Source organism: Paenibacillus sp. HWE-109 (assembly GCF_022163125.1).
In the GTDB taxonomy this organism is placed as follows: domain Bacteria; phylum Bacillota; class Bacilli; order Paenibacillales; family NBRC-103111; genus Paenibacillus_E.
In genome coordinates this window covers 2,162,064-2,183,109 of the sequence record NZ_CP091881.1, presented here as the reverse complement: position 1 = coordinate 2,183,109, position 21,046 = coordinate 2,162,064, and the positions used below count along the sequence as shown (strand labels likewise).

Annotated in this window: 19 protein-coding genes; 2 read left to right on the top strand and 17 right to left on the bottom strand. The window is 48.8% G+C overall.

Going from position 1 to position 21,046, the window contains the following annotated elements; all coding sequences use genetic code 11:
• Nucleotides 1-43 precede the first annotated feature (43 nt).
• From LOZ80_RS08675 to LOZ80_RS08655, 5 genes are all read right to left on the bottom strand, one after another.
• A complete protein-coding gene (locus LOZ80_RS08675) occupies nt 44-1,021 on the bottom strand; it encodes an AAA family ATPase (protein WP_238171051.1) in 978 nt (325 codons plus the stop codon).
• Nucleotides 1,022-1,107: 86 nt separating this feature from the next.
• Nucleotides 1,108-1,413 carry an antibiotic biosynthesis monooxygenase family protein gene (locus LOZ80_RS08670; protein WP_238171050.1) on the bottom strand — a complete coding sequence of 102 codons (306 nt, stop codon included), beginning with the start codon at nt 1,411-1,413 and terminating at the stop codon, nt 1,108-1,110.
• Between the two features lie 27 nt (nt 1,414-1,440).
• Nucleotides 1,441-2,067: a histidine phosphatase family protein gene (locus LOZ80_RS08665; RefSeq protein WP_238171049.1), complete on the bottom strand. Its 627-nt coding sequence runs from the start codon at nt 2,065-2,067 to the stop codon at nt 1,441-1,443.
• A 26-nt stretch (nt 2,068-2,093) separates the two neighbouring features.
• A complete protein-coding gene (locus LOZ80_RS08660) occupies nt 2,094-3,095 on the bottom strand; it encodes a lipoate--protein ligase (RefSeq protein ID WP_238171048.1) in 1,002 nt (333 codons plus the stop codon).
• 16 nt (nt 3,096-3,111) lie between these two features.
• On the bottom strand, nt 3,112-3,591 hold the full coding sequence (locus tag LOZ80_RS08655) for a GNAT family N-acetyltransferase (RefSeq protein WP_238171047.1): 480 nt from the start codon (nt 3,589-3,591) through the stop codon (nt 3,112-3,114).
• A gap of 123 nt (nt 3,592-3,714) precedes the next feature.
• On the opposite strand from LOZ80_RS08655, the gene LOZ80_RS08650 reads away from it, so the two are divergent.
• Together LOZ80_RS08650 and LOZ80_RS08645 are read left to right on the top strand one after the other, a co-directional pair.
• Nucleotides 3,715-4,515, top strand: a complete 801-nt coding sequence (locus tag LOZ80_RS08650) for a GNAT family N-acetyltransferase (protein WP_238171046.1) — start codon at nt 3,715-3,717, stop codon at nt 4,513-4,515.
• A 35-nt stretch (nt 4,516-4,550) separates the two neighbouring features.
• Nucleotides 4,551-5,420 carry an SDR family oxidoreductase gene (locus tag LOZ80_RS08645; RefSeq protein WP_238171045.1) on the top strand — a complete coding sequence of 290 codons (870 nt, stop codon included), beginning with the start codon at nt 4,551-4,553 and terminating at the stop codon, nt 5,418-5,420.
• 71 nt (nt 5,421-5,491) lie between these two features.
• Here LOZ80_RS08645 and LOZ80_RS08640 read toward each other — a convergent pair whose 3' ends face one another.
• The 12 genes from LOZ80_RS08640 to LOZ80_RS08585 form a co-directional block, all read right to left on the bottom strand.
• Entirely contained in the window at nt 5,492-6,184 is a 693-nt protein-coding gene (locus LOZ80_RS08640) for a YdcF family protein (protein ID WP_238171044.1), read from the bottom strand.
• Between the two features lie 6 nt (nt 6,185-6,190).
• Nucleotides 6,191-6,850: an alpha/beta hydrolase gene (locus LOZ80_RS08635; RefSeq protein ID WP_238171043.1), complete on the bottom strand. Its 660-nt coding sequence runs from the start codon at nt 6,848-6,850 to the stop codon at nt 6,191-6,193.
• A 50-nt stretch (nt 6,851-6,900) separates the two neighbouring features.
• Nucleotides 6,901-7,626 (bottom strand): peptidylprolyl isomerase, encoded by a 726-nt coding sequence (locus LOZ80_RS08630; protein ID WP_238171042.1) that lies wholly within the window; start codon nt 7,624-7,626, stop codon nt 6,901-6,903.
• Nucleotides 7,627-7,683: 57 nt separating this feature from the next.
• A complete protein-coding gene (locus LOZ80_RS08625) occupies nt 7,684-10,281 on the bottom strand; it encodes a transglycosylase domain-containing protein (protein ID WP_238171041.1) in 2,598 nt (865 codons plus the stop codon).
• A gap of 144 nt (nt 10,282-10,425) precedes the next feature.
• On the bottom strand, nt 10,426-10,665 hold the full coding sequence (hfq, locus tag LOZ80_RS08620) for an RNA chaperone Hfq (RefSeq protein ID WP_056620871.1): 240 nt from the start codon (nt 10,663-10,665) through the stop codon (nt 10,426-10,428).
• A 67-nt stretch (nt 10,666-10,732) separates the two neighbouring features.
• Complete coding sequence (gene miaA, locus LOZ80_RS08615; protein WP_238171040.1) at nt 10,733-11,701, bottom strand: tRNA (adenosine(37)-N6)-dimethylallyltransferase MiaA; 969 nt, start codon at nt 11,699-11,701, stop codon at nt 10,733-10,735.
• Complete coding sequence (locus LOZ80_RS08610; RefSeq protein ID WP_238171039.1) at nt 11,695-12,414, bottom strand: class I SAM-dependent methyltransferase; 720 nt, start codon at nt 12,412-12,414, stop codon at nt 11,695-11,697. Before LOZ80_RS08610 ends, miaA begins: the two co-directional genes overlap by 7 nt.
• A 61-nt stretch (nt 12,415-12,475) precedes the next feature.
• Nucleotides 12,476-14,518 carry a DNA mismatch repair endonuclease MutL gene (mutL, locus tag LOZ80_RS08605; protein ID WP_238171038.1) on the bottom strand — a complete coding sequence of 681 codons (2,043 nt, stop codon included), beginning with the start codon at nt 14,516-14,518 and terminating at the stop codon, nt 12,476-12,478.
• A 5-nt stretch (nt 14,519-14,523) separates the two neighbouring features.
• The gene (locus LOZ80_RS08600; protein ID WP_238171037.1) at nt 14,524-15,960 is read right to left on the bottom strand and encodes a S41 family peptidase; all 1,437 of its coding nucleotides are present in this window, start codon (nt 15,958-15,960) and stop codon (nt 14,524-14,526) included.
• A gap of 39 nt (nt 15,961-15,999) precedes the next feature.
• The gene (gene mutS, locus LOZ80_RS08595; protein WP_238171036.1) at nt 16,000-18,627 is read right to left on the bottom strand and encodes a DNA mismatch repair protein MutS; all 2,628 of its coding nucleotides are present in this window, start codon (nt 18,625-18,627) and stop codon (nt 16,000-16,002) included.
• A 212-nt stretch (nt 18,628-18,839) separates the two neighbouring features.
• A complete protein-coding gene (locus tag LOZ80_RS08590; protein ID WP_238171035.1) occupies nt 18,840-20,273 on the bottom strand; it encodes a putative amidoligase domain-containing protein in 1,434 nt (477 codons plus the stop codon).
• A gap of 140 nt (nt 20,274-20,413) precedes the next feature.
• Nucleotides 20,414-20,980, bottom strand: a complete 567-nt coding sequence (locus LOZ80_RS08585) for an outer spore coat protein CotE (RefSeq protein ID WP_189014423.1) — start codon at nt 20,978-20,980, stop codon at nt 20,414-20,416.
• Nucleotides 20,981-21,046: the final 66 nt, after the last annotated feature.

Below are 21,046 nucleotides of genomic sequence, written 5' to 3'. Positions count from 1 at the left end.
AAGCCATTTAACTTAAAATAAGTTAAATAGCTCGAAGAAAATTTCATTTAAATTTCATATCTTCCGGCCGGATGGACATCAATTCAATCTTGGAAGGCGCATTGACATATTGGCTTAGCAATCTTACAGCTTGATGCCTCATTGATTTCTCGAGGATATTGCGGACATATCTCGCATTGCTGAATGCCCGCCAAGTCGATGCCTTTTCTTCGATTAAATGCTGTTTCAACTTCACAAGGGTCTGCGGCAGCAGCACATACTCACGGTCTTTGGCCATAAGCTCCGTAATCTGAATCAATTGTTCAATCGGATAATCCTCAAAATCAATTTGTATCGGAAACCGCGAAGGCAGCCCGGGATTCGTGGCCAGAAATTGATCCATTTCATCGCTATAGCCGGCTAGAATAAGAATAAATTCATTCTTTTTATCCTCCATACCTTTGACCAGCGCATCAATCGATTCTTTCCCAAAATCCTTGTCACCACCGCGTGCCAAGCTATAAGCTTCATCGATAAAGAGAATGCCGCCCATCGCTTTTTTCATCAGTTCACGTGTCTTAAGTGCCGTATGCCCAATATATTCACCGACAAGATCCGCGCGTTCCACTTCGATAAAGTGACCTTTGCTCAAGACACCCATCGCATGGAACATGCGCCCCATCAACCTGGCGACAGTCGTTTTGCCAGTGCCTGGGCTGCCTTTAAATATCATATGATACACGTGGGCGTTGCTGATCAAACCTGCTTCTGCGCGGAACTGCGCAATTTGGAGCAGCGCATAAATTTCATGAACGAGCTCTTTGACATTATCGAGACCAATCAATTGGGCCAGCTCTTTGAAAATATCCGAGAGAGGACCTTCCATTGGCGTCCTTTTTCCGTTCAGATGAGGCTCGGAATCAGCCAGCGGCGAAGCGTTCAATGGGTCGCCCACACCATCGACCGATCGCTTATGCGTGCCAGGCTCAGGCTGCCGCAAGACGATGTTGATCTGTCTGGATGGCAAGCTTCGACCACTCATGAGGATCACCTCGTTTACAGGATGGTTTAATGGTTCGTATCCATCCATCCTACGCTCGTATCATCCATTTTAGACCGCGATCGCCTTTATTCCGGCATATAGGCTTGGGTAGGCGTATAATGTTCCACGACAGGGAACGGATCATAGAAATGATGCAGCAGTTTGCGCCATTCTTGATATTCAGCCGAACCTCGAAATCCAACCGTATGATCTTCCAGCGTTTCCCACTTCACAAGCAGCAAATATTTGTTATTGTCTTCCATACAGGTTTGCAATTCATGCGAAATATAGCCTTTCATCGACGAAATAATCGACGAAGCTTGACGGAACGCGGTTTCAAACTCGGCATTTTTCCCCGCAATAACCGGTAGTATAGCGACTTCAAGAATCATGGTAACGTCCTCCTTCAAATCCTGTCATTAATACCCAAACGCCTCTTTTTGATAATGGGACGTATCCCCATGAAGTCGAATGTTGGGTTCTTGATCAATAAATTCAACAATACTTAAACAAGTCGGATGAAAATATGGCGGGTTCCACAGCTCAGCAAGCGTTCTACGTTCCAAATACGCCATCATCATCTTTAGGGTAACCGTATGAGAAATTAAAGCGATCGTTTTTCCTGCGTGCTCGTTAATCAATTGTGTCAGCGCAGGTATGACCCGATCTCGCAAATCCTCGTAGGATTCACCATGCGCAGACTTGTACAGCTGAGGAGCATGCCAGAATGCATGGAAATTGTCTGGTTCCAACTCCTCGATTTCTGCCGATATCCGACCTTCCCAGGCCCCTAAATTCATTTCTTTCCAGTCGTCAGAAACATGGATTTGCAGGTCGCGCGAACCCTTGATGATCTCTGCTGTCTGCCGCGTGCGTCCGCTGCTGCTTGCACATACGACATCGAATTCGATGTCGCTGAGCGCTTGAGACAACCAAGCGGCTTGCTGCTCACCTAACGCTGAAAGCGGTGAATCCAGATGACCCTGCATTCTCCGCTCTACATTCCACAACGTCTCACCATGACGAATCAAATAAAGCTTGGTCATTGCTTGAATACCTCCCTCACAGTCAACTATGCCATCAGCAGCAAAGCTACAAAAGAATCCTGATCCAGCGTGCCAAAATAGCGACGCAGTTCTATGTCAGCCAATCGTTCTCTAATGGCAGACTCTTCATATCGGCAGCCTTGCAAGATCCCCTCCAGCTCGGCCACATCCCCTGCTCCAAAGTAGTCCCCATAGATTTTAATTTGCTTCACATGGCCTTCTTCAATATCCAGACGCACATCAAGGGTTCCTACTCCTTCGAAGCGTTTGGAATTTTGCACTGTGCTGCGTGGAGATTTGCCATAATTCCAATCCCAATTCTGATAACGCTCTTCAGATAACGCATGGATGCGTACCCAATCTTCTTCCGTTAAGATATACGTTGGCACTTTGTCAGCATCGACTCCGAAAATAAAAGTAAGCAGTTTCGCGCGGAATTCTTCCATCAGCATCGGCTCTTTCAACAATTCCACAATGTTAGCGACTCGGCTGCGAATCGATTTGATCCCTTTCGACTGAATTTTGTCGGCATTGACGCGCAGCGCCGATACCACATTTTCAATTTCTGAATCGAATAAAAGAGTCCCGTGGCTGAACATTCTGCCTTTGGTCGCAAATTGGGCGTTGCCCGAAATTTTACGTTCACCCACTTGGATATCATTGCGTCCAGTTAAAGCCGCTTCTACCCCAAGGCTGTGAAGAGCCGCAACCACCGGTTCCGTAAACTTTTGGAAATTGTGAAATGAATTGCCGTCATCTTGGGTGATGAAGCTGAAATTGAGATTACCCAAATCATGATAGACGGCTCCACCGCCGGATAGTCGGCGAACCACATGCAGATTGTTTTCTTTGACATACTCAGGATTGATTTCTTCCAATGTATTTTGATTTTTGCCAATAATAATGGAGGATTCGTTGATATAAAAGAGAAGGTAACTTTCCTCCGCAGGAAGATGTCTCAGGGCGTACTCCTCAATGGCTAGATTAATGCGCGGATCCGTAATTCCTTCATTATGAATGAATAACATCGGCTTGCTCCTTTTATTAAAGTGATAAATTCATAGACATGGTACGATTCAAAGTAAGCATCCCTAGGGATTGATAGAAAGCAATAGCCCGCTCGTTGAATTCCCAGACGTTGAGTTCCAGCGTAGACGCACCCCGTTCTTGAGCCCAGCTAACCGAAGATTTGTAAAGCGCTGTGCCAATGCCTTGCCGCTGAGCATCGGGTGAAACAGCTAGTTCGTTGAGATAAGCATAGGTTCGGGGCACCAAAGCTTCATAGGAAGGGCTCTTCTTCATTTCGAGCATAGCAACACCAACAACCCTGCCCTGTGTTTCGGCAACCAGTATCGCTTTATTGTGCTGATCTGCAAAACTGCGATACCAACCCATCGCCACCACACGATCCAAACGGGCAAAACGATCCGGAAGCGCATCCGCATGCTCCTCCTGACCTGCATAAATGATGGTATTGACAGCCTCATAATCATCTAATTGCGCTGTTCTTATGCTAATATCCAACTGCAGCATCTCCCGCTTCTACAATGTGAGTTGGACAATTCCAACAAGCATCATTGAATTTTTATGCACAAAATTGTATATTTATTAATATTATATGTATTCATATCTAGGAGATGATCCTTTTTGAACAGCGACACTGCCCTATGTCAACACATTGATCTCATTGCGGCAAACACATGGCCTTCTGAAACCTCAACCTTCGTGGAGCATTGGCTGCTGAGAGCTTCTCGCGGCGTTACCAAACGTGCCAACAGCGTGCTGGCTATCAACGGCTTTCCCTCCAATGATAACTGGTTGGCACACATCGAGCAATTCTATCAATCCAAAGGGCTGCCTGCTGCTTTTCATGTGAGCAGTGCATCTCCAGAGGGCTTGGATGAGCTGCTGGCAAGTCAAGGCTATGTTCTCGATACCCCTTGTCTCCTCATGATCGCCTCCAGTCAATATGCAGCGGAACAGACTAGTCAGCGAATAAATCAAAGAACATCTAACGGTATTTCAACATCATGTTCAGGCACCGCGGATACGGAATGGCTGGATGCTTTCCTTGCCTTAGAGCAGTTACCTGAAGAACGGAGAACTTTCTATAGGGGTCTATTTGATAGAATGCCTGATTCGAAAGGGTTCGTCAAGCTCAAGCAAGATGGTCAAATCATCGCGCTAGGAACAGCCATTGTCGAAGGCAATTGGGCTGGTTTCGTTAACGTCGTAGTCCATGAGAACTTCCGCGGCAGAGGGATCAGTTACCTGCTGATGGATGAATTAACCAAGTGGAGTATCGCCCACGGAGCTGTGCAGCAATATTTGCAGGTGATCACCAGCAATAAACCAGCGATTCATTTGTACGAAAAGCTTGGCTATCAAGCAAGATTCAACTATCATTACCGCGTGAAGAATGATTTACCTTCCTTTGCATCATCCTAAGTTAGAATTGGATAGGATGAAAGGAGCCGTGCAACTTGGCAACAACAACGCAAGAGAAACCTGTTTTCCCACCGCAACATCAGAATCAACAGCCTGGGATCGAGTCGCAGATGAACCCTCGGCCTGAGTTTGATCAGGCACAATACAAGGCAGCCGGTAAGCTGAAGGATAAGGTCGCACTCATTACGGGAGGCGACAGCGGAATCGGAAGAGCAATCGCCATTGCATATGCCAAAGAAGGCGCTGATGTTGTGCTGGTTTATCTGAACGAGCACAGCGATGCGGAAAAGACCCACTCGCTCGTTGAGCAAGCTGGACGAAAGTGCCTCCACGTCGCTGGAGACATCGGGGATGAAAACTTTTGCAAACAGGTAATTGAGCAGGCTGTGAAACAATTCGGCAAACTCGATATCTTGGTCAATAATGCCGCTGAACAGCATCCTCAACCGAGTATTGCCGACATTACAGCCGAGCAGCTCGAACGGACTTTCCGGACGAATATTTTCTCGTTTTTCTATTTGAGCAAAGCTGCACTTCCCCATCTGAAATCAGGGAGTGCCATCATCAATACAGCTTCTATTACAGCCTATCACGGTCATGAGCAGCTAGTTGACTATTCAGCAACCAAAGGCGCCATCGTGACCTTCACGCGCTCTCTGTCGCTGCAATTAAACCCCAAGGGTATTCGCGTGAATGCCGTTGCTCCAGGACCGATCTGGACGCCTCTCATCCCCTCTACGTTCACGGCGGAGGAAGTGGCGACCTTCGGTTCAACTACACCGATGAAGCGTGCAGGGCAGCCGGGTGAGCTCGCTGCCAGCTACGTCTTTCTGGCCAGTGAGGATTCTTCCTATATGGCGGGGCAGGTTCTGCATGTAAACGGCGGGACGATCGTCAACGGCTAACCCGCAACAAAAAACAGAGACTGTCTCAGCAGGTTGTGAAAACCTAAGAGCAGTCTCTGTTTTATTATGGCTTACACGCCAGCTTTGAGCCGCATTTTCGTCAAAAACCACTTCGTATACGCCAACGTTTCCCTTGCCTCATGATAAGGCATGAACAGTACCTCAGACTTCGTAGAGGAGACAATTGGCTGTTTCAAGCCAATCGTTTCAGCAATGTCCAACGAGCGTGAACCATGGAATTGATGGGTGACGATAATCGAGCTCACCAGACCCTGCTTATCCATAATTTGCTTGCTGAACAGCAGATTTTCATAGGTGCTGGTAGCTTTAGGCTCCAGCAGAATGCTTTTGGCAGGCAATCCTTGTTTCACCAAATAATCACGCATGCCTTCCGCTTCTGTTAGCTTAGACCCGTTATGATCCAACCCGCCGCTAACGATCAATTGTTTGAATTTACCCTGCTTATATAAATTGACAGCTAAATCCAATCGTTCTTGCAGTCCAGGACTCGGTATATCCATCCGTAAAGAGGCGCCTAGAACAATCCCTACATCGACTTGATCCGGCAAAGGTTGGTTGGGAGCTACTTGTACTTTCCATTGCACATAGGCAATCCAGGCAACACCTAGTAAGAAAACAATGACGATTAGACGAAATAAGTTAGTAAACGTGCGTCTAAGCTTTGATTTCGGTAATTTTCCAGTTTTTTTAGATTTTGGAGCAACGGTTCTTTGTTTATTGTTCATAGGGGCCTTCGCTGCCATGCACGTTTACTCCTTATCCAAAAATACGCTAACTTGACGAAACAAATTCGGTGCATCGTCACTATGACAAATCAGATGATTGGATCTGGGATGCCAATGGATCTCGCGTGGCCCTCTCAGCTTACTATAAATGTAGCGTGCGCTTTGCGGATGTATCACCTGATCTTTTTCGGACTGCGCAATCATAGTCGGTATGTTCACTTGACTTAGTTCCGGTTTCAGATGCCGTACCAGTCGAGTAAATTGCCAGGTGGCTCGGAGCGGTGTCGATGTGGCTTTCACCAGACTGACTTTCCGTTGGTACTTCCACTCATCGCGAATTACTTCCAGCATTCGCCCGGGACTGACATAAATAACTGCCGTGTTCAGCAGAATAAGCTTTCTGATCGGATATCTGACGGATAAATAAGCAGCAAGCAGCCCCCCCATGGAGAAGCCAATCATATCAAAAGAACCGTGTCTCGCGGTCATGCTCTGGGCATGAGCTTCAGCCGCCCGCACCCAATCTTCCCAATGAGAAGCTTTCAAGTGGTGATAAGAATCCCCATTCCAAGGCAGATTCGGAACCTCGCAACTTTGTCCGCGTTCACGCAAATGCCGAGCTAACGGTTCGACTTCGTAGGGCCCGCCTGTAAATCCGTGGAACAATAAACAGGGTTGTTTCACTCGGCATCATCTCCCATCTCATCCTAAGTAAATATCCATGATAGAACAGACTATTTCTCTTTAATCGTGATCGATGTAATGGTCACTTTTTCCTTTGGCTTGGATGGCGTCGCTTCTCCGCCCATCTCTACTGGCGTTTCCGCGATTTTGGCAATCGTGGCCATGCCTTCCGCTGTTACTTTTCCGAAAATAGAATAATTCGGCGATTTGTTCAGGGATGCGCAATCATCACCGGAACAAATGAAGAACTGACTGCCGTTTGTATTCGGACCGGAATTCGCCATAGCGACAATGCCTGCTTCATATTTATGTGTTGTTTTCAACTCATCAGCGAATTTATATCCCGGTCCGCCGGTGCCTGTGCCTTTGGGATCTCCCGTTTGAATCATGAACGTTTTGATAATACGGTGAAACGTAATGTTGTTGTAAAACCCTTCTTTGGACAAGAAAACGAAGTTATTTACCGTTTTTGGCGCTTCATCAGCGAATAGATCAATCGTGAATGAACCTTTGGATGTTACGACATCGGCTTGATACGTTTTCTTGACATCAATCATCATATCAGGCGCCTTCGTCCATTGCTTGGCTGCTCCTGCGGCAGGTGAAGCTGTTGCGGAAGTTGCTGGCGTGGCTGTTGGAGCCGTTGTTGCTGTGCCACTTTTGGGAGTAGCTGTGCCGCCGGTTGTTTCTGTAGGTTTATTGCCGCATGCTGAGGCGAATAAAGTCAATCCAATTAATGCAATGGGAAGCAGCTTCGTTGATTTAAACAAGTTCATGTGGTTTCCTCCAAGAATGAGTTAGTTGGTGTGCCAGCTGTTAAGCTGGCGTATTCGTTATTGTGCTTTCGGTGCCAGTGCGTCCTCTTTGCCATCCTTGGGCTTATCTGCCGGTCCATCAACAGGCTTATTCACTGGAGAAGGCGATGGACTCGGACTTGGGCTCGGATTCGGGTTCGCAGTTGGGCTAGGTGTTGGACTCGTACCAGGCTTACCCGAAGGCGTAGGCGATGGTGTCGGCTTGGTTCCCGGCGAAGGCGAAGGAACAATGGGATCTTTCCCATTCCCAGGTGAAGGCGAAGGCGATGGTGATGGCGAGACACCTGGTGATGGTGAAGGACTTACGCCGCCAGGCAGTGTGTCGTCCTTAGGTATCTCGACCGTTGCCACATTCGATTTGGCGCCTTCAATATTCGTCTCCAAATTAAGAGGAACAACATAATATTGATACGTGTCTCCTCTGTTCATCGAGGTATCGTTAATACCTGGCGTCGGCGTTTGAATGATCATTTTCGCCTCTGGTTCATTGGCACCTTTACGGAACAGTCGATAAGCAATCTTGTCTCCCTGTGATGCCCATGTGACTTGCACTAGTTTCGTTTCAGGCACGTAGACAGCCGCTAAATCAGCAATGCCGCTTGGCGGTTCAGTTAAATCCTGAACACCCTCCGGTTTCACGAAATTCGTTACCGGACGACCTTTCAAGGACTCCGTCATCACTTCTTTGAAAATGGAAGACGGGCTTCCGCTGCCGATCGTGACGTAGTGCTTGGCATCTACCTTGTCGAAGCCTTCCCACACAGCGGCTGTCCACTCTGGCGTGTAACCGACGAACCACACATCACGGTCGAATTTCTCCAAGCCTTTGATATCCAAGCCTGTCGTTCCTGTTTTACCGGCAACCGGACGGTTCATTTTCGCTTGTGTCCCCGTCCCGCCCTTCTCAACTACCCCCTGCAACAGCAAGGTCATATAGTAAGAGGTTTTCGGTTGGATCACTTGTTTCTTCTCTGGCTTATAGACCGCAATTTCCTTATCGTGTGCATCTGTAATTCGGAGAATAGCATGCGTTTTGTTTTGCACGCCTTGATTCGCAAATGCCGTGTAAGCTGCTGCCATTTGAAGCGGCGACACGCCATCGCTCAGACCGCCTAGCGCGATAGCCAAGTTGCGATCATTCTTCTCATTTAATTTAATGCCTAGCTTTTCGGCAAATTTCAATGCGGTCGGCACTTTAATTTGGTCCAACAACCATACAGGAGCCAAGTTGTAGGATTTCTTAACAGCCTCAAACATCGTTACTTGACCATGAGTAATCCGGTCATAGTTTCGAGGCGAATACGTTCCATTGCCGAAAGACGTTTGGGTATCGTCCATCATGGAGTAAGGCGTATAGTTCCCGCTTTCCAAAGCAGGCCCGTAAGCAGCAATCGGCTTAAACGAGGAGCCTGGCTGTCTTTTGGAATAAACCCGACTGAAGCCCCTCGATTTATAATCTCGACCGCCAATCATCGCCATCAAACCGCCCGTTTTATTATCCATGATAACCATTGCGCTTTGAATCTTCTCGCCATCGGAAGCATCTGCTTGGAAGAATTTTGGATTCGCGTACGTTTGCTCCATCACTTTTTGAGCATTCACATTCATCGACGTGTAGATGCGATAGCCTTTTGTCAGCAATTCATCTTCATCAATGCCATACATATCTTCGGCTTCATTCATCACATAGTCAACATAAGAAGCATACGCTTGTGAGCCTTGTGTTGAAGCCGCAGGCGCCACATAATCAACAGCCGCTGCCTCTGCACGCTCAGCTTCGGTAATATAGCCTTGATCCGTCATCAGTCTTAGCACAACCGCACGACGCTCTTTGGAAAGATCCGGATTCTTGATTGGCGAATATTTCGATGGCGCCTTAGGCAAAGCGGCTAGTGTAGCCATCTCCCAGATTTTCAAGTCATTCAGATTCGATTTACCAAAGTAAACCTTGGCTGCCGCTTTAATTCCATAAGCATTGCTCCCGAAAAATATTCGGTTCAAATAGCGTTCAAGAATTTCATCCTTCGTATATTTCTCGTCCAGTGCAAAAGCAATTGACATTTCCGTCCCTTTACGGAACGCTGTTTTCTCCGAGCTGAGAAACACATTTTTGGCAAGCTGCTGCGTAATTGTGCTGCCGCCTTCTACTGCGCTCATATGTATGACGTCTTTGACCAGAGCCCTGCCAATCGCCCAGAAGTCGACCCCTGCGTGCTGCTCAAAACGGCGGTCTTCTGTGGCAATGAAGGCTTGCTTCAAGCGCTCAGGCACATCTTTAATATTGACGCTCTCACGGTTCTCGCCTTTGTAGATTTTGGAAATTTCGGTTGGCGGCTTATCTTTCCCATCCTTATCTTTGCCTTCTTCCTGGGCATAAATAAGAGTGGATTCATTTGTCGTTTCAATTTTATCAATGTTGCTCTCCAAAATCTTGAAACCACTCATAATAACGACGATATAGATGGCTAAGGCACAGATAACAGCTAATATACCTGCAATGATCGTACCCATAATCAACTTGCGAAAGCTAAACCCCTTCTTCTTAGAGCTTTTATTGCTGCCTTGTGGCTTCGATTTCGTACTCGTTGTAGTTTGCTTATTCGTAGGTTTCTCCAAATCCACCGACTCCCCCGTTGTTCATTTCTTTATCTAATAACCAACAAAAGAACAACCTTAAACAAGGTTGCTCCCACAAGTTTCTATTCGGTTAGACGATTCAGTCCATCGAAAAGTTGCAAAACGAACGAAACGAAGAAGATCTTATTCCGTTGCTTCAGCCGCAGCCATGAGTGAAACGGCACGTTGCGGTGTGAAGGTTGAGATCGCATGCTTGTAAACCATTTGTTGACGGCCTTCACTATCAATGATGATGGTGAAGTTGTCGAAAGCACGAATTAGTCCTCTGATTTGGAACCCATTAGTTAAATAGACGGTGACGGGAATGCTCTCTTTGCGTAGTTGGTTAAGAAAATTGTCCTGGATATTAATGGATCTGTTCATCAGTAGGTCCCCCTTAATGGAATGAAACTATCGCCCTGAAGGCGCTATTTTCTAATGGTGATATTTGTTAATTATATTCAATTTTATGTACAAACTTTCCTGCTAGTATATCATTAATAATTTGGAAATGGGCAGAAAAATTTGCTGAATCCGTAACATCTACCCAATGAATGTCTTTCATATGCCGAAACCAGGACAATTGTCGCTTGGCAAATCGGCGTGTATCACGCTTTAACAAGGTAACAGCCTCTTCAAGACTCATTTCGCCTTCTAGATACCCCACAATTTCTTTGTATCCGAGTGCTTGCATCGAAATCGCCTGTTTCGGACAGCCAGCGGCTAGAAGGGATTGAACTTCTTCAATAAGGCCCTCCTGCATCATCGCGTCGATCCGCTCTTCAATACGCTTGTATAAGAGGGCACGATCCATCGTTAAACCAATGATACATAGTTCGTAGGGCGATTCTTTTTTTTGGGCTGCCAAGTGGGCAGACATCGTTTCACCCGAGATATGATAAATCTCAAGGGCTCGTATAACACGCCTGCGATCATTGGCATGCAGACGATCCGCACTGCCTGGATCAATCTGCCGCAGCTTCTCATGCAGGGCTTCATCGCCATAAGTGAGCGCGAACGCTTCCTGTTCTTGGCGGAACGCCTCATCCATACTTACATCCGTAAATTGATAGTTGTAACAGACGGACTCGATATAGAGACCTGTTCCTCCAACGATAAATGGCAGCTTGCCGCGCGAATGGATATCCATAATTAAATCCTTCACACGCTCCTGAAATTCGGCAGCCGAAAAGGGATACGAAGGATCATGAATATCGATCAAATGATGCGGGACAAGCTTCTGCTCGGCAGCGCTGGCTTTGGCCGTTCCGATATCCATCCCGCGGTAAACCTGCATGGAATCTCCGGATATAATTTCGCAGCCAAATTGCTGGGCAATTTCCAGGCTCAGCTTCGTCTTGCCAACTGCCGTGGGACCAAGCAGCACGAGTAATTTCGGCTTGGCTGATGGGGCTAACACAGTCGAATCACTCCATAGGTTGTTTTGGTCGTCGATCGTAACACATGCTCGAATCCGAGCCGGGCAAACTCTTGACTGTCTCTGTTTTCTTTGAGCACGATGCTCTTGCGGGCCACACGTTTAGCTTCTGAGATTGATGCTAAACTGACCGCATCATCGTTCGCGCTGCGTCTTAGATGAGAAATCGCTTGTGATTCCTCAATAGGACTCCGAAACATCGGATCAAAATAGACGATATCCACACTCTGATCAGCCAACTGCTGCAAATAAGCGAGATGTTGCATCTTAAGGACTTTAATCCGTCTCATAGCTTCGTTAAGCTCAGCAACTTCAGATTCATAAACAGCTAGCCCTTCATGTATCAGCATCGCTGGTATGTCTTCACTTTCAATGGCAGTCACGCTTCCCTGCGAGCCAACCGCATAAGAAAACACGATGGCATCCGATGCCAGGCCAGCCGTACAGTCCACGATCACATGGCCGCTTGCGGCGCCTGACACTTCAATCAAGAGGTCTGACTCGCCTCGCTGCATGCGTTTAACACGAACGAGTGCCATGCTCGGGTGAAAAAAATACGCAGGATGTTCATCTTCATAGTACCTGATCTCATCCCTCGTCACAAGCAGTAGGGCATTATCCTGATGATTTCTTCTAAGATGTTCCAAAGCATACTTTTTGCGGGGAACAAGTCGGCCGTTATAAATAGCAGCCAACCGCCCCGCCTTTCCCCATAATTCAGGGGATGGATTATAAGAAGTTGTAACTAACACATTTTCACATCACTCGCTTAAACATTTTTTCCAGTTCATAAGTTGTAAAACTGACAACAATGGGCCGTCCATGCGGGCATGTATAAGGATTACGGCAGCTGGCAAGACGATCAATCAACGTTTCCATCTCAAGTACGCTAAGTCCTTGATTGGCTTTGATTGAGGCTTTGCAGGAACACATAATGGCCGCCTTCTCCCGCAGCTTGGCAATGTCAACAGCCTTCTTCTCGCTGAGCACCCATTCGCACATTTCTTCCACAATCCCTTTCTCTTCACCGGACGGGAACCAATGGGGATGAGCGCGCACCAGAAAAGTATTGCCGCCGAAAGCTTCCATATACACGCCAGCCTGTTCAAAAAGGGGCAGTTTATCCGCAATCAAGCCTGCCTCCGCTGGCGTAAACTCCAACGTTATCGGAACGAGCAATTCTTGGCTTGCCTCAGCAGGATTGCCAAAACGCTCATAGTAATATTCATAGTTAATACGCTCATGGGCTGCATGCTGGTCAATCAAGAACAAGCCGTCTTCGTTCTGCGCGACCAGATAGGTGCCGTGCATTTGGCCGATCGGGTCCAATCGCGGAAATGCCGGCAGCTTGGGTGCCTCGCTGTCCTCCATCTTGGGCAGCAAGTCCATAAAAGCTTCATTCGTACGCCGCTGCTGCTGAATGGATGTGCTTCTTGGATTGCTGACAGGAGGCGAGTAGGAAGGTGTCGATGCAGAAGCTGCTCGATATGTGTTCGCATTGCTTGAGTTTGGCGTACTTGGCGTACTACTCGGTGTCTGGACAGGAGGCGTCCAGGCAACCGTCTCACGCGATTTAAGCGGTTCTGGCCGATATGGCGCAACCATTTCTTTGATCTGCGGCGACGATACGGGCTCTCCGATACCGCTTGCCTCTCGTTGACTCGGCAACGAAACAGGAGCGGTGCTCTGCGTTGTCGTCGTTGACAGCGGGTTGGGAGCCGCTTCCGGTTCCAACGTCCGCGACAGATCCAGCTGCTCCTGAACGTAAGCCCCTTTGGGAGCGGCTGGCTTGACGCCTTGCGGAATCAAGACCTGCCGACCAAACAAGCGCTTCACTTCCGCTTCGATAAGCGCCGTCAATTCCGCTTCCTTGCTGAAGCGGACCTCCAGCTTGGAAGGATGTACGTTCACATCCACCAAGGACGGGTCCATCCCGATTTGCAGCACCGCAACGGGAAAGCGGTTGATCGGCAGCAGGGTATGGTACCCCTGCAGCAGCGCTTGATTCAGCGCGAAATTGCGCACATAGCGACCATTCACAATGGTCGAGATACCGCCGCGGTTCGCGCGCGTCATCTCAGGCTTCGCGACGAAGCCCGTGATGGTGTAATCCAAGCTGTCCACTTGGATGGGCAGCATTTGCTTGCCGATGGCTGTGCCATAAATGCCGGCAATGACTTGCAGCAAATCCCCATTGCCAAGTGTTTGGAGCAGTGTGTTGCCATTATGCTTCAAGGTGAAAGCAACACCGGGGTGCGCAAGCGCCAAGCGGTACAAATAATCAGAGATATGCCCGAGCTCTGTCTGAATCGTTTTCATATATTTCAACCGAGCTGGCGTGTTGTAAAATAAATCCCGTACTGTGACTTCCGTCCCACGGGATGCGGCCGTTTCTTCCACGCTTCGAATCGTGCCGCCTTCGATGACAATTTTCCGGCCCAATCCATCGTTCGTTGAACTTGTGACACATTCGAGTCTTGATACAGAGGCAATACTGGGCAGCGCCTCCCCCCGAAAGCCTAGCGTGCGAATAGAGAACAAATCTTTGCTCGTGGCAATTTTGCTTGTCGCATGGCGTTGAAAGGCTAATTCACAATCTTCCAAGGCCATTCCGGAACCATTATCCGCCACACGGATTAATTGCAGACCGCCCTCTTCAATCGTCACGTCAATCCGCGTGCTGGCGGCATCGACCGAGTTCTCAACCAACTCCTTGACCACAGAGGATGGGCGTTCCACCACTTCCCCTGCGGCAATCTGGTTGGCGATATGTTCACTTAAAAGCTGAATTTTACCCATATTTCCTAGTTCCCCTTTACAGCGCGAATGGAAACATTCTCTCCTTGGTCATTCACTTTCAATTGTGGAAAATAATCGTCAAATAGATCCACATTGATGTAACTAATCCCATTCTCAATAATCAATTTATCCTCTTCAACCGGAATCGCATGCGTGCCTTTGCTGTCGGCAATATCAACCGTATGATTCGCTTCATTCCAAGTGATGGTGGCTCCGACGAGTGCGGCAAGCCCACGGGTATTAGCAAACAATTTGCCTTTTTCATGGAAAGTGCCAAATCCGGTTGCCAGCTCCTTGCCATTATAGGTCACCGTATGTTTCGTGATTTCCACATTAATATCTGAAATGCCAGCGACTTGCAACGCCGTAATCAATTGAGCGGCAGATCCATCTACTTTGATATCCGGGGTAATCCCCACTTTGTTCACTTTGCGCTTGTTCGGTGTCAGGTACTCTTCAATCGTTACCTTCAAAGCACTTTTGTTGTCCAATTGGAAAAGTTGCTGGACGCTTCCTTTGCCATACGTTTGCATCCCAATAACTTTCGCTACTTTGTAATCCTGCAAGGCTCCCGACAGTACCTCAGATGCGCTTGCACTGTTCTCATTCGCCAAGACATACACCGGTATATTCAACTCTGATCCACCCGTGATGGTGACAGGATCATCTACACCATTGCGATCTCTCGTATGAATCAAAACGCCTTCTTTGACAAAATGCTTAGCAATGTTCTGCGCCGTATCGACCAATCCGCCTGGGTTGTTGCGAACGTCGAGAATTAATGATTTCAAGCCTTTGGCCTGAAGATCCTGGAGTTGCTTGTCAAAATCCTCGTCCGCATCACTGGAGAAATCCGTAATTTGAATGTATCCAACCCCATCGGTCAAAGCTTTACTATACACCTCAGGGACATTAACCCCTTTGCGCGTTAATTCTACGGTCAGTTCTTTACCAGCCCGTTCAACGGTTACTTTCACTTTGGAACCTTCCACGCCGACAATCTTGTTCCGCACTTCATCTATCGACGTTTTGGAGGCTGTGACGCCATCAACAGCACGCACATAATCATCACGCTTCAAACCAGCGATTTCGGCCGGCGAGCCGGCAAAAATTTCCGATAAATAGACACCCTGATCATCGATCCCGATGCGAGCGCCCATCCCGACATAGTTATTTTCCAAGGAACTGGAGAATTGACCATACTCTTCTTGGCTAAAAAAGACGGTGTACGGATCTTTCAATCCTTCGATCATTTGCTTGATGCTTTGGTTCGCCAGCGCTTCTTCTGTCACGCCACTGACATGCAGTTTGCCGATAATTTCCCGCACTTGCTGCGTTTGCAAATCTTCTTGTGCGATGGCACTGACAGGCAGTACCGTCATTAGAGCCGACGCTAACGCTAAGGATACTTTCATCGTTTTCATTCTTGGCTGTTTGTTCATATGCGGCTCTCTCCTTGGATTATCAAATGAATAATGGCATTATTGCAGCTTTTGTTTCCACTCATAAACTAAATTAAGCGCCTGCAGCGGCGTCATATTAATTAAATCGATCCCCTTCAGCTGGTCGATCACCAGCTGAGATTTGCCGTCCGGCTTCTTCTTGACGGCAGAGCTTGCTGCATGCTCTTCCTCGAAGAGTGACAATTGCTGGATCGGGGCTGCCTTCACGGGGAAGGCAGCCGCTGTCGTCGCCGCGATCTGGGCTGCGCCCGCCGCCCGCTCTTCAAACCCGTTCAGCAGCTCGTAGGAGCGCTGAATGATCGCATCGGGCAGCCCGGCGATTTCGGCACAGTAGATGCCGTAACTTGTACTGGCTGCCCCGGGAATGAGCTTGCGCAGGAACGTCACCTGCCGGCCGCTTTCTTTGACCGCCATGCAGTGGTTCCGCAGATGCGACAAACTCTCTTCCAAGTGGGCAAGCTCGTGGAAATGCGTAGATACAAGCGTCTTGCAGCCAATGCGGTCGTGCAGGAACTCAATAACCGCCTGCGCGATCGCCATGCCTTCGCCGGTCGATGTCCCGCGGCCCAACTCATCGATGATGACGAGACTCTTGCTCGTCGCCTTCTCGGTCATCACCTGAATGTCCATCATCTCGACCATGAAGGTGCTTTGGCCGCCGATTAGGTCATCCGCCGCTCCGATCCGCGTGAAAATGCGGTCGGTAACCGGAATGCGCGCGGATCGGGCAGGCACGAAACAGCCAATCTGCGCGAGCAGGCAGATCACGGCAACCTGCCGCATATACGTGCTTTTGCCGGCCATATTCGGACCGGTAATCAGCAGAATGCGGCCCTGCTCTTGCTCAAGGCGCGTATCGTTCGCGATGAACGAGCCGTCTTGGATAACCGCCTCCACGACTGGATGGCGGCCTTCTTCGATCTGGAGATCGAAGCCTTCGCCGATCTCCGGCTTGCGGAAGTGCTGCGCGGCGCTGACCGCGGCCAGCGATTGATACACATCAGCGGTCGCAATAACTTCCGCCAGCTTCTGCAATCTGGAGATATGCTGTGAAATCCGGTCGCGCAGCTCTGTGAACAGCTCATACTCCAGATCGACCATTTTGTCCTGCGCTTCCAGAATCAGCGCTTCTTTCTCCTTGAGTTCCGGCGTTACGTAGCGCTCGGCGTTGGCCAACGTTTGCTTGCGCTCATAACGGCCTTCCTGCAGCGCTGACATGTTCGCCTTGGTCACTTCGATGAAATAGCCGAACACCTTGTTGTAGCCGATTTTGAGTGACTTAATCCCCGTTGCTTCACGCTCCTGGCGCTCCAGCTCGGCAATCCATTGCTTGCCGTTTTTGCTCGCTTCACGCAATTGATCCAGATACGGCTGATAGCCTTCACGGATCATCCCGCCATCCCGAATCGAAACCGGCGGCTCATCTTCAATCGCATTCGCAATCCAGGACATAACATCCTCACAGTTGTCCATTTGGTCAACGAGCTTACGCAGTGTCTCTGAGCCAGAATTCGTGCATACCTGCTGCAGCAGCGGAACTTGCTGCAAGGAATGCTTCAAAGCTATCATATCGCGGGCATTCGCATTCCCATACGAAATACGAGCAACCAGGCGTTCCAAATCGTAAACTTCTTTCAAAGCTTGTTTTACATCGTCGCGCACGATGAGCTGATTATAGAGCAAATTGACAGCTTCCAAGCGTTCTTCGATACGTGAAACACTCATCAAGGGCTTCTCAATCCAGCGGCGCAGCATCCGGGCTCCCATCGCAGTAACCGTTTTGTCCAGCAACCATAAGAGAGAACCTTTCTTGGCGCGTTCCCGAACGGTTTCTACGAGTTCCAGATTACGTCTTGTAAAAGGGTCCATCGTCATGAATTGATCGGGTTCATATAAACGAATGTGCTTGACATGGGTCAACGCGCGTTTCTGTGTTTCTTTCAAATAAGCAAGAAGCGCTGCTACGCCCTGACGGTTCAAGGCAGACAAGGAAGTCAAAGCGGGATCGTCTGCAAAGTGCTCATCGAGCAGCTTTTCGTCCACCAGCGTCCATTCCGTCAAAACCGTGTTGCGTCCCCAAGTAACTCCCGTTTCGCGAATGGTTGTCAACAACCCCTGACTCGTAATGATTTCCGAAGGGTTGTACACATTCAACTCATCGACAACAAGTTCCCAGGAATTCGCCAGCAAAGTTGTATACAGCTCACCCGTTGAAATATCACAAGCTGTAAAAGCATAACCATCCTCACGACTGACCAAAGAAACGATATAATTGTTGCTCGATTCTCCCAGCAGCTTGCTGTCCATAACCGTTCCTGGCGTCACGATACGCACAATTTCACGGCGCACAACGCCCTTGGCTTCGGCCGGGTCTTCGACTTGCTCGCAGATCGCGACCTTGTAGCCTTTCTCGATAAGCCGGGACATATAATTCTCGGCTGCATGATGAGGAACACCGCACATCGGTATTTTCTCATCAGCGCCGCCTTCTCTGCCAGTTAAGGTAATCTCAAGCTCGCGTGAAGCATTGATCGCATCATCAAAAAACATTTCGTAGAAATCTCCCAGGCGAAAAAACAGAAATGCATCCGGGACTTGCGCCTTCACGGCCAAGTATTGCTGAATCATCGGCGTATATTGGGCCACCTTGCGTTCCTCCAACCAATCAGTGAATTCATGGTAAATCTATGAAACTATTATGTTGCTGTTTTCATATGTTTGCAATAAAACAGGTCAAAGGCACCGAATTGTTCGCCTAGGACGCTAAGTATGTTAACCATGCAGGAAGTCATAGAGACTCTTAAATCAACCTAAGAGCCTCTATAGACTGGATAAATTATTATAACATGATTTGTTCTTCAAAAGCTTCTTTCAGGGTGATACGGCGCAATTTTCCATGCCTTGCGAATATCGGCCTTTTCATCCCATGGCACCAAGGACATGATTCTCGTCTTAAGGCGATCCAAATCTGCCGAAAGGACTTCATACCCTTTCAACTGCTCAAGATCCTGCCACAGCTTCGTCACCGCACTCAGGATTCTCTGCTTATCGCCGCCATAATAAGCGGCTTGCATATCAGGGTCCTGCAAAGGCTGCCGCGGCAGCAGCCAGTAATTGTCCGCGATCAGCGAAGCTAGCGCAAAGATGCCTCGCGTGATCAGCGGCGACTGCATCCAGCTTGGCAGTGTGCGGTATTCGAAGCCTCCATGCGACTTCTTGCGAAAGTCGCCCAGGAAGCCATACCGGGGACGGCGCGCACGTGTCGTATCCCCCTCGATCAAGATCAAAGGCAGCGCGAGGTAATTATCGAGCGCCCGCAGCAAATGCCCATTCAGCCAACAGCGGCTGAAGTGGATGTGTCCGCCGAGGGGATAGCCGCCAACCGGCATGCCGCCCGAGAGCCACGCCAGGCTCTCGTCGGGGATCGCCTGCGTCGCGAGCTTCATCGTTGCCTGCAGATTTCTCGCGAGCTCACGCGGGTCCGTGCTCGGCTGCGGGCGCAGCTCGGCCAGCGGGAGGATCAGACGATGCCCGCTGAGCACGATCGCATCGCAGCCCACTTCGCCTTCCCGCGTCAGGAATTTGTCGGCGAAAACCACCTTGCCCTGCGGGCTGAGCAGCAGGAACTCAGGGTCGCTGCCGAGCATCACGCGTTCCTTCCGGCGCAGTTCCTTCGCCAGGCCGAGCTCGTAGCGATCGAGCGCCTGCGCAAACAGCTGCGCCAAGCGTTCATTAAGCTTGGGCACCGGATCCACGTCCAGCACAAGGGTATGCCCGCTGCGCAGCACGCCGATAGTCACAAGCCCATAATCCAAGCCTAGCGCGTAGATTGATTTGACTGCCTCCCGGCTAGCTCTGCGAACATGAAAACTCGCTCTAGCCGGAGACACTTCTATGTATGCTGGGTGAGCGTTTGATTTTCTTTGCTCAAACAGCGTTTTCTCCGTAAGCAACAAGGTTTCATTCTTTTCATAAACGACTAATGTCTGCAAGTGAAAGACAGCAACTTTATATTTATGAGCAAAAGCGACGTTGTCCTCTTTATGTGAAACCATGGTCTTGATCCCATGCAAATGCAGCATTTCTTCGCGTTTGGAGCGCTTTTGGGCTCTAATAATCGCTTTAATGGGCTGAAGCGCTTGCTTGAGCGGCCATTCATCATGCGCCGCTCCCCAATGAATGATAACCTTGCCGCGCCAGTCCTGAGGCAATTGGGATCCACTGGGAATCCGCGCAAGACCGGCTAACTCCAATGCATCTGGTTCCTGTGCATGCAGCAGAAATGTTTCCATATCCAAGCCCCTTATCCTCACACTATGGCAATCCCCGAATCGCAGAATGGCCTAATGCCCAATTATCGCCAAAAAACAAAAAAGAGGGCAAATGCCCTCTGCCGAATCTCTCGCGCCAGCATACACTGGCGTATAGATTCTTAATCCAAATCTTCCTCGAGCAAGTCGGCATCGAGATCCTCGAAATCTCCATCGCCGTGATCATCGAAATCCACATGCTTGTCGTCAAAGTCATTGCAGCCGTTGGTGCAAACGACTACACAGACTTTCGTTTCGGCAATCAGTTCGACTTGGAATTCGCGTTCTACCCGAATAATAACGCTGTCGCCGCTTGAAGAGATACTGGCTTCCACACAGTTCGGTTCTTGCGTTGCGACAGCAGACACTTCGGCAGTAGTCGGCTTATGTTTTTTGTCCAGATAGCTTAGTCCAACGATTTCTACATACGAAATGGTTTCTTTTGCTACGTCTGTTTTGGTGTTGCGATCGTAAGAATACCAGATGTTGATATCATAAGTACCAACTACCTCTACGCCATCTCCGGATTGGATCGCCTCGAATTGGTTATTAATAATCCAAGCGCCCAATATACTGGTCGGAGAAAAGGGCGGAGTCACGGTATGACTTACATGTGAAAATTTGCGACCTTTACCGCAGACAGCCTTTGTAATGATCTCTCTGCATTGCAAATCTTTATCTAATGACATCCTTTCAACCTCCTCCATACAATCATTCATTACAAGTGTATGCAGGACAGTAGTCTAGAGTGACAA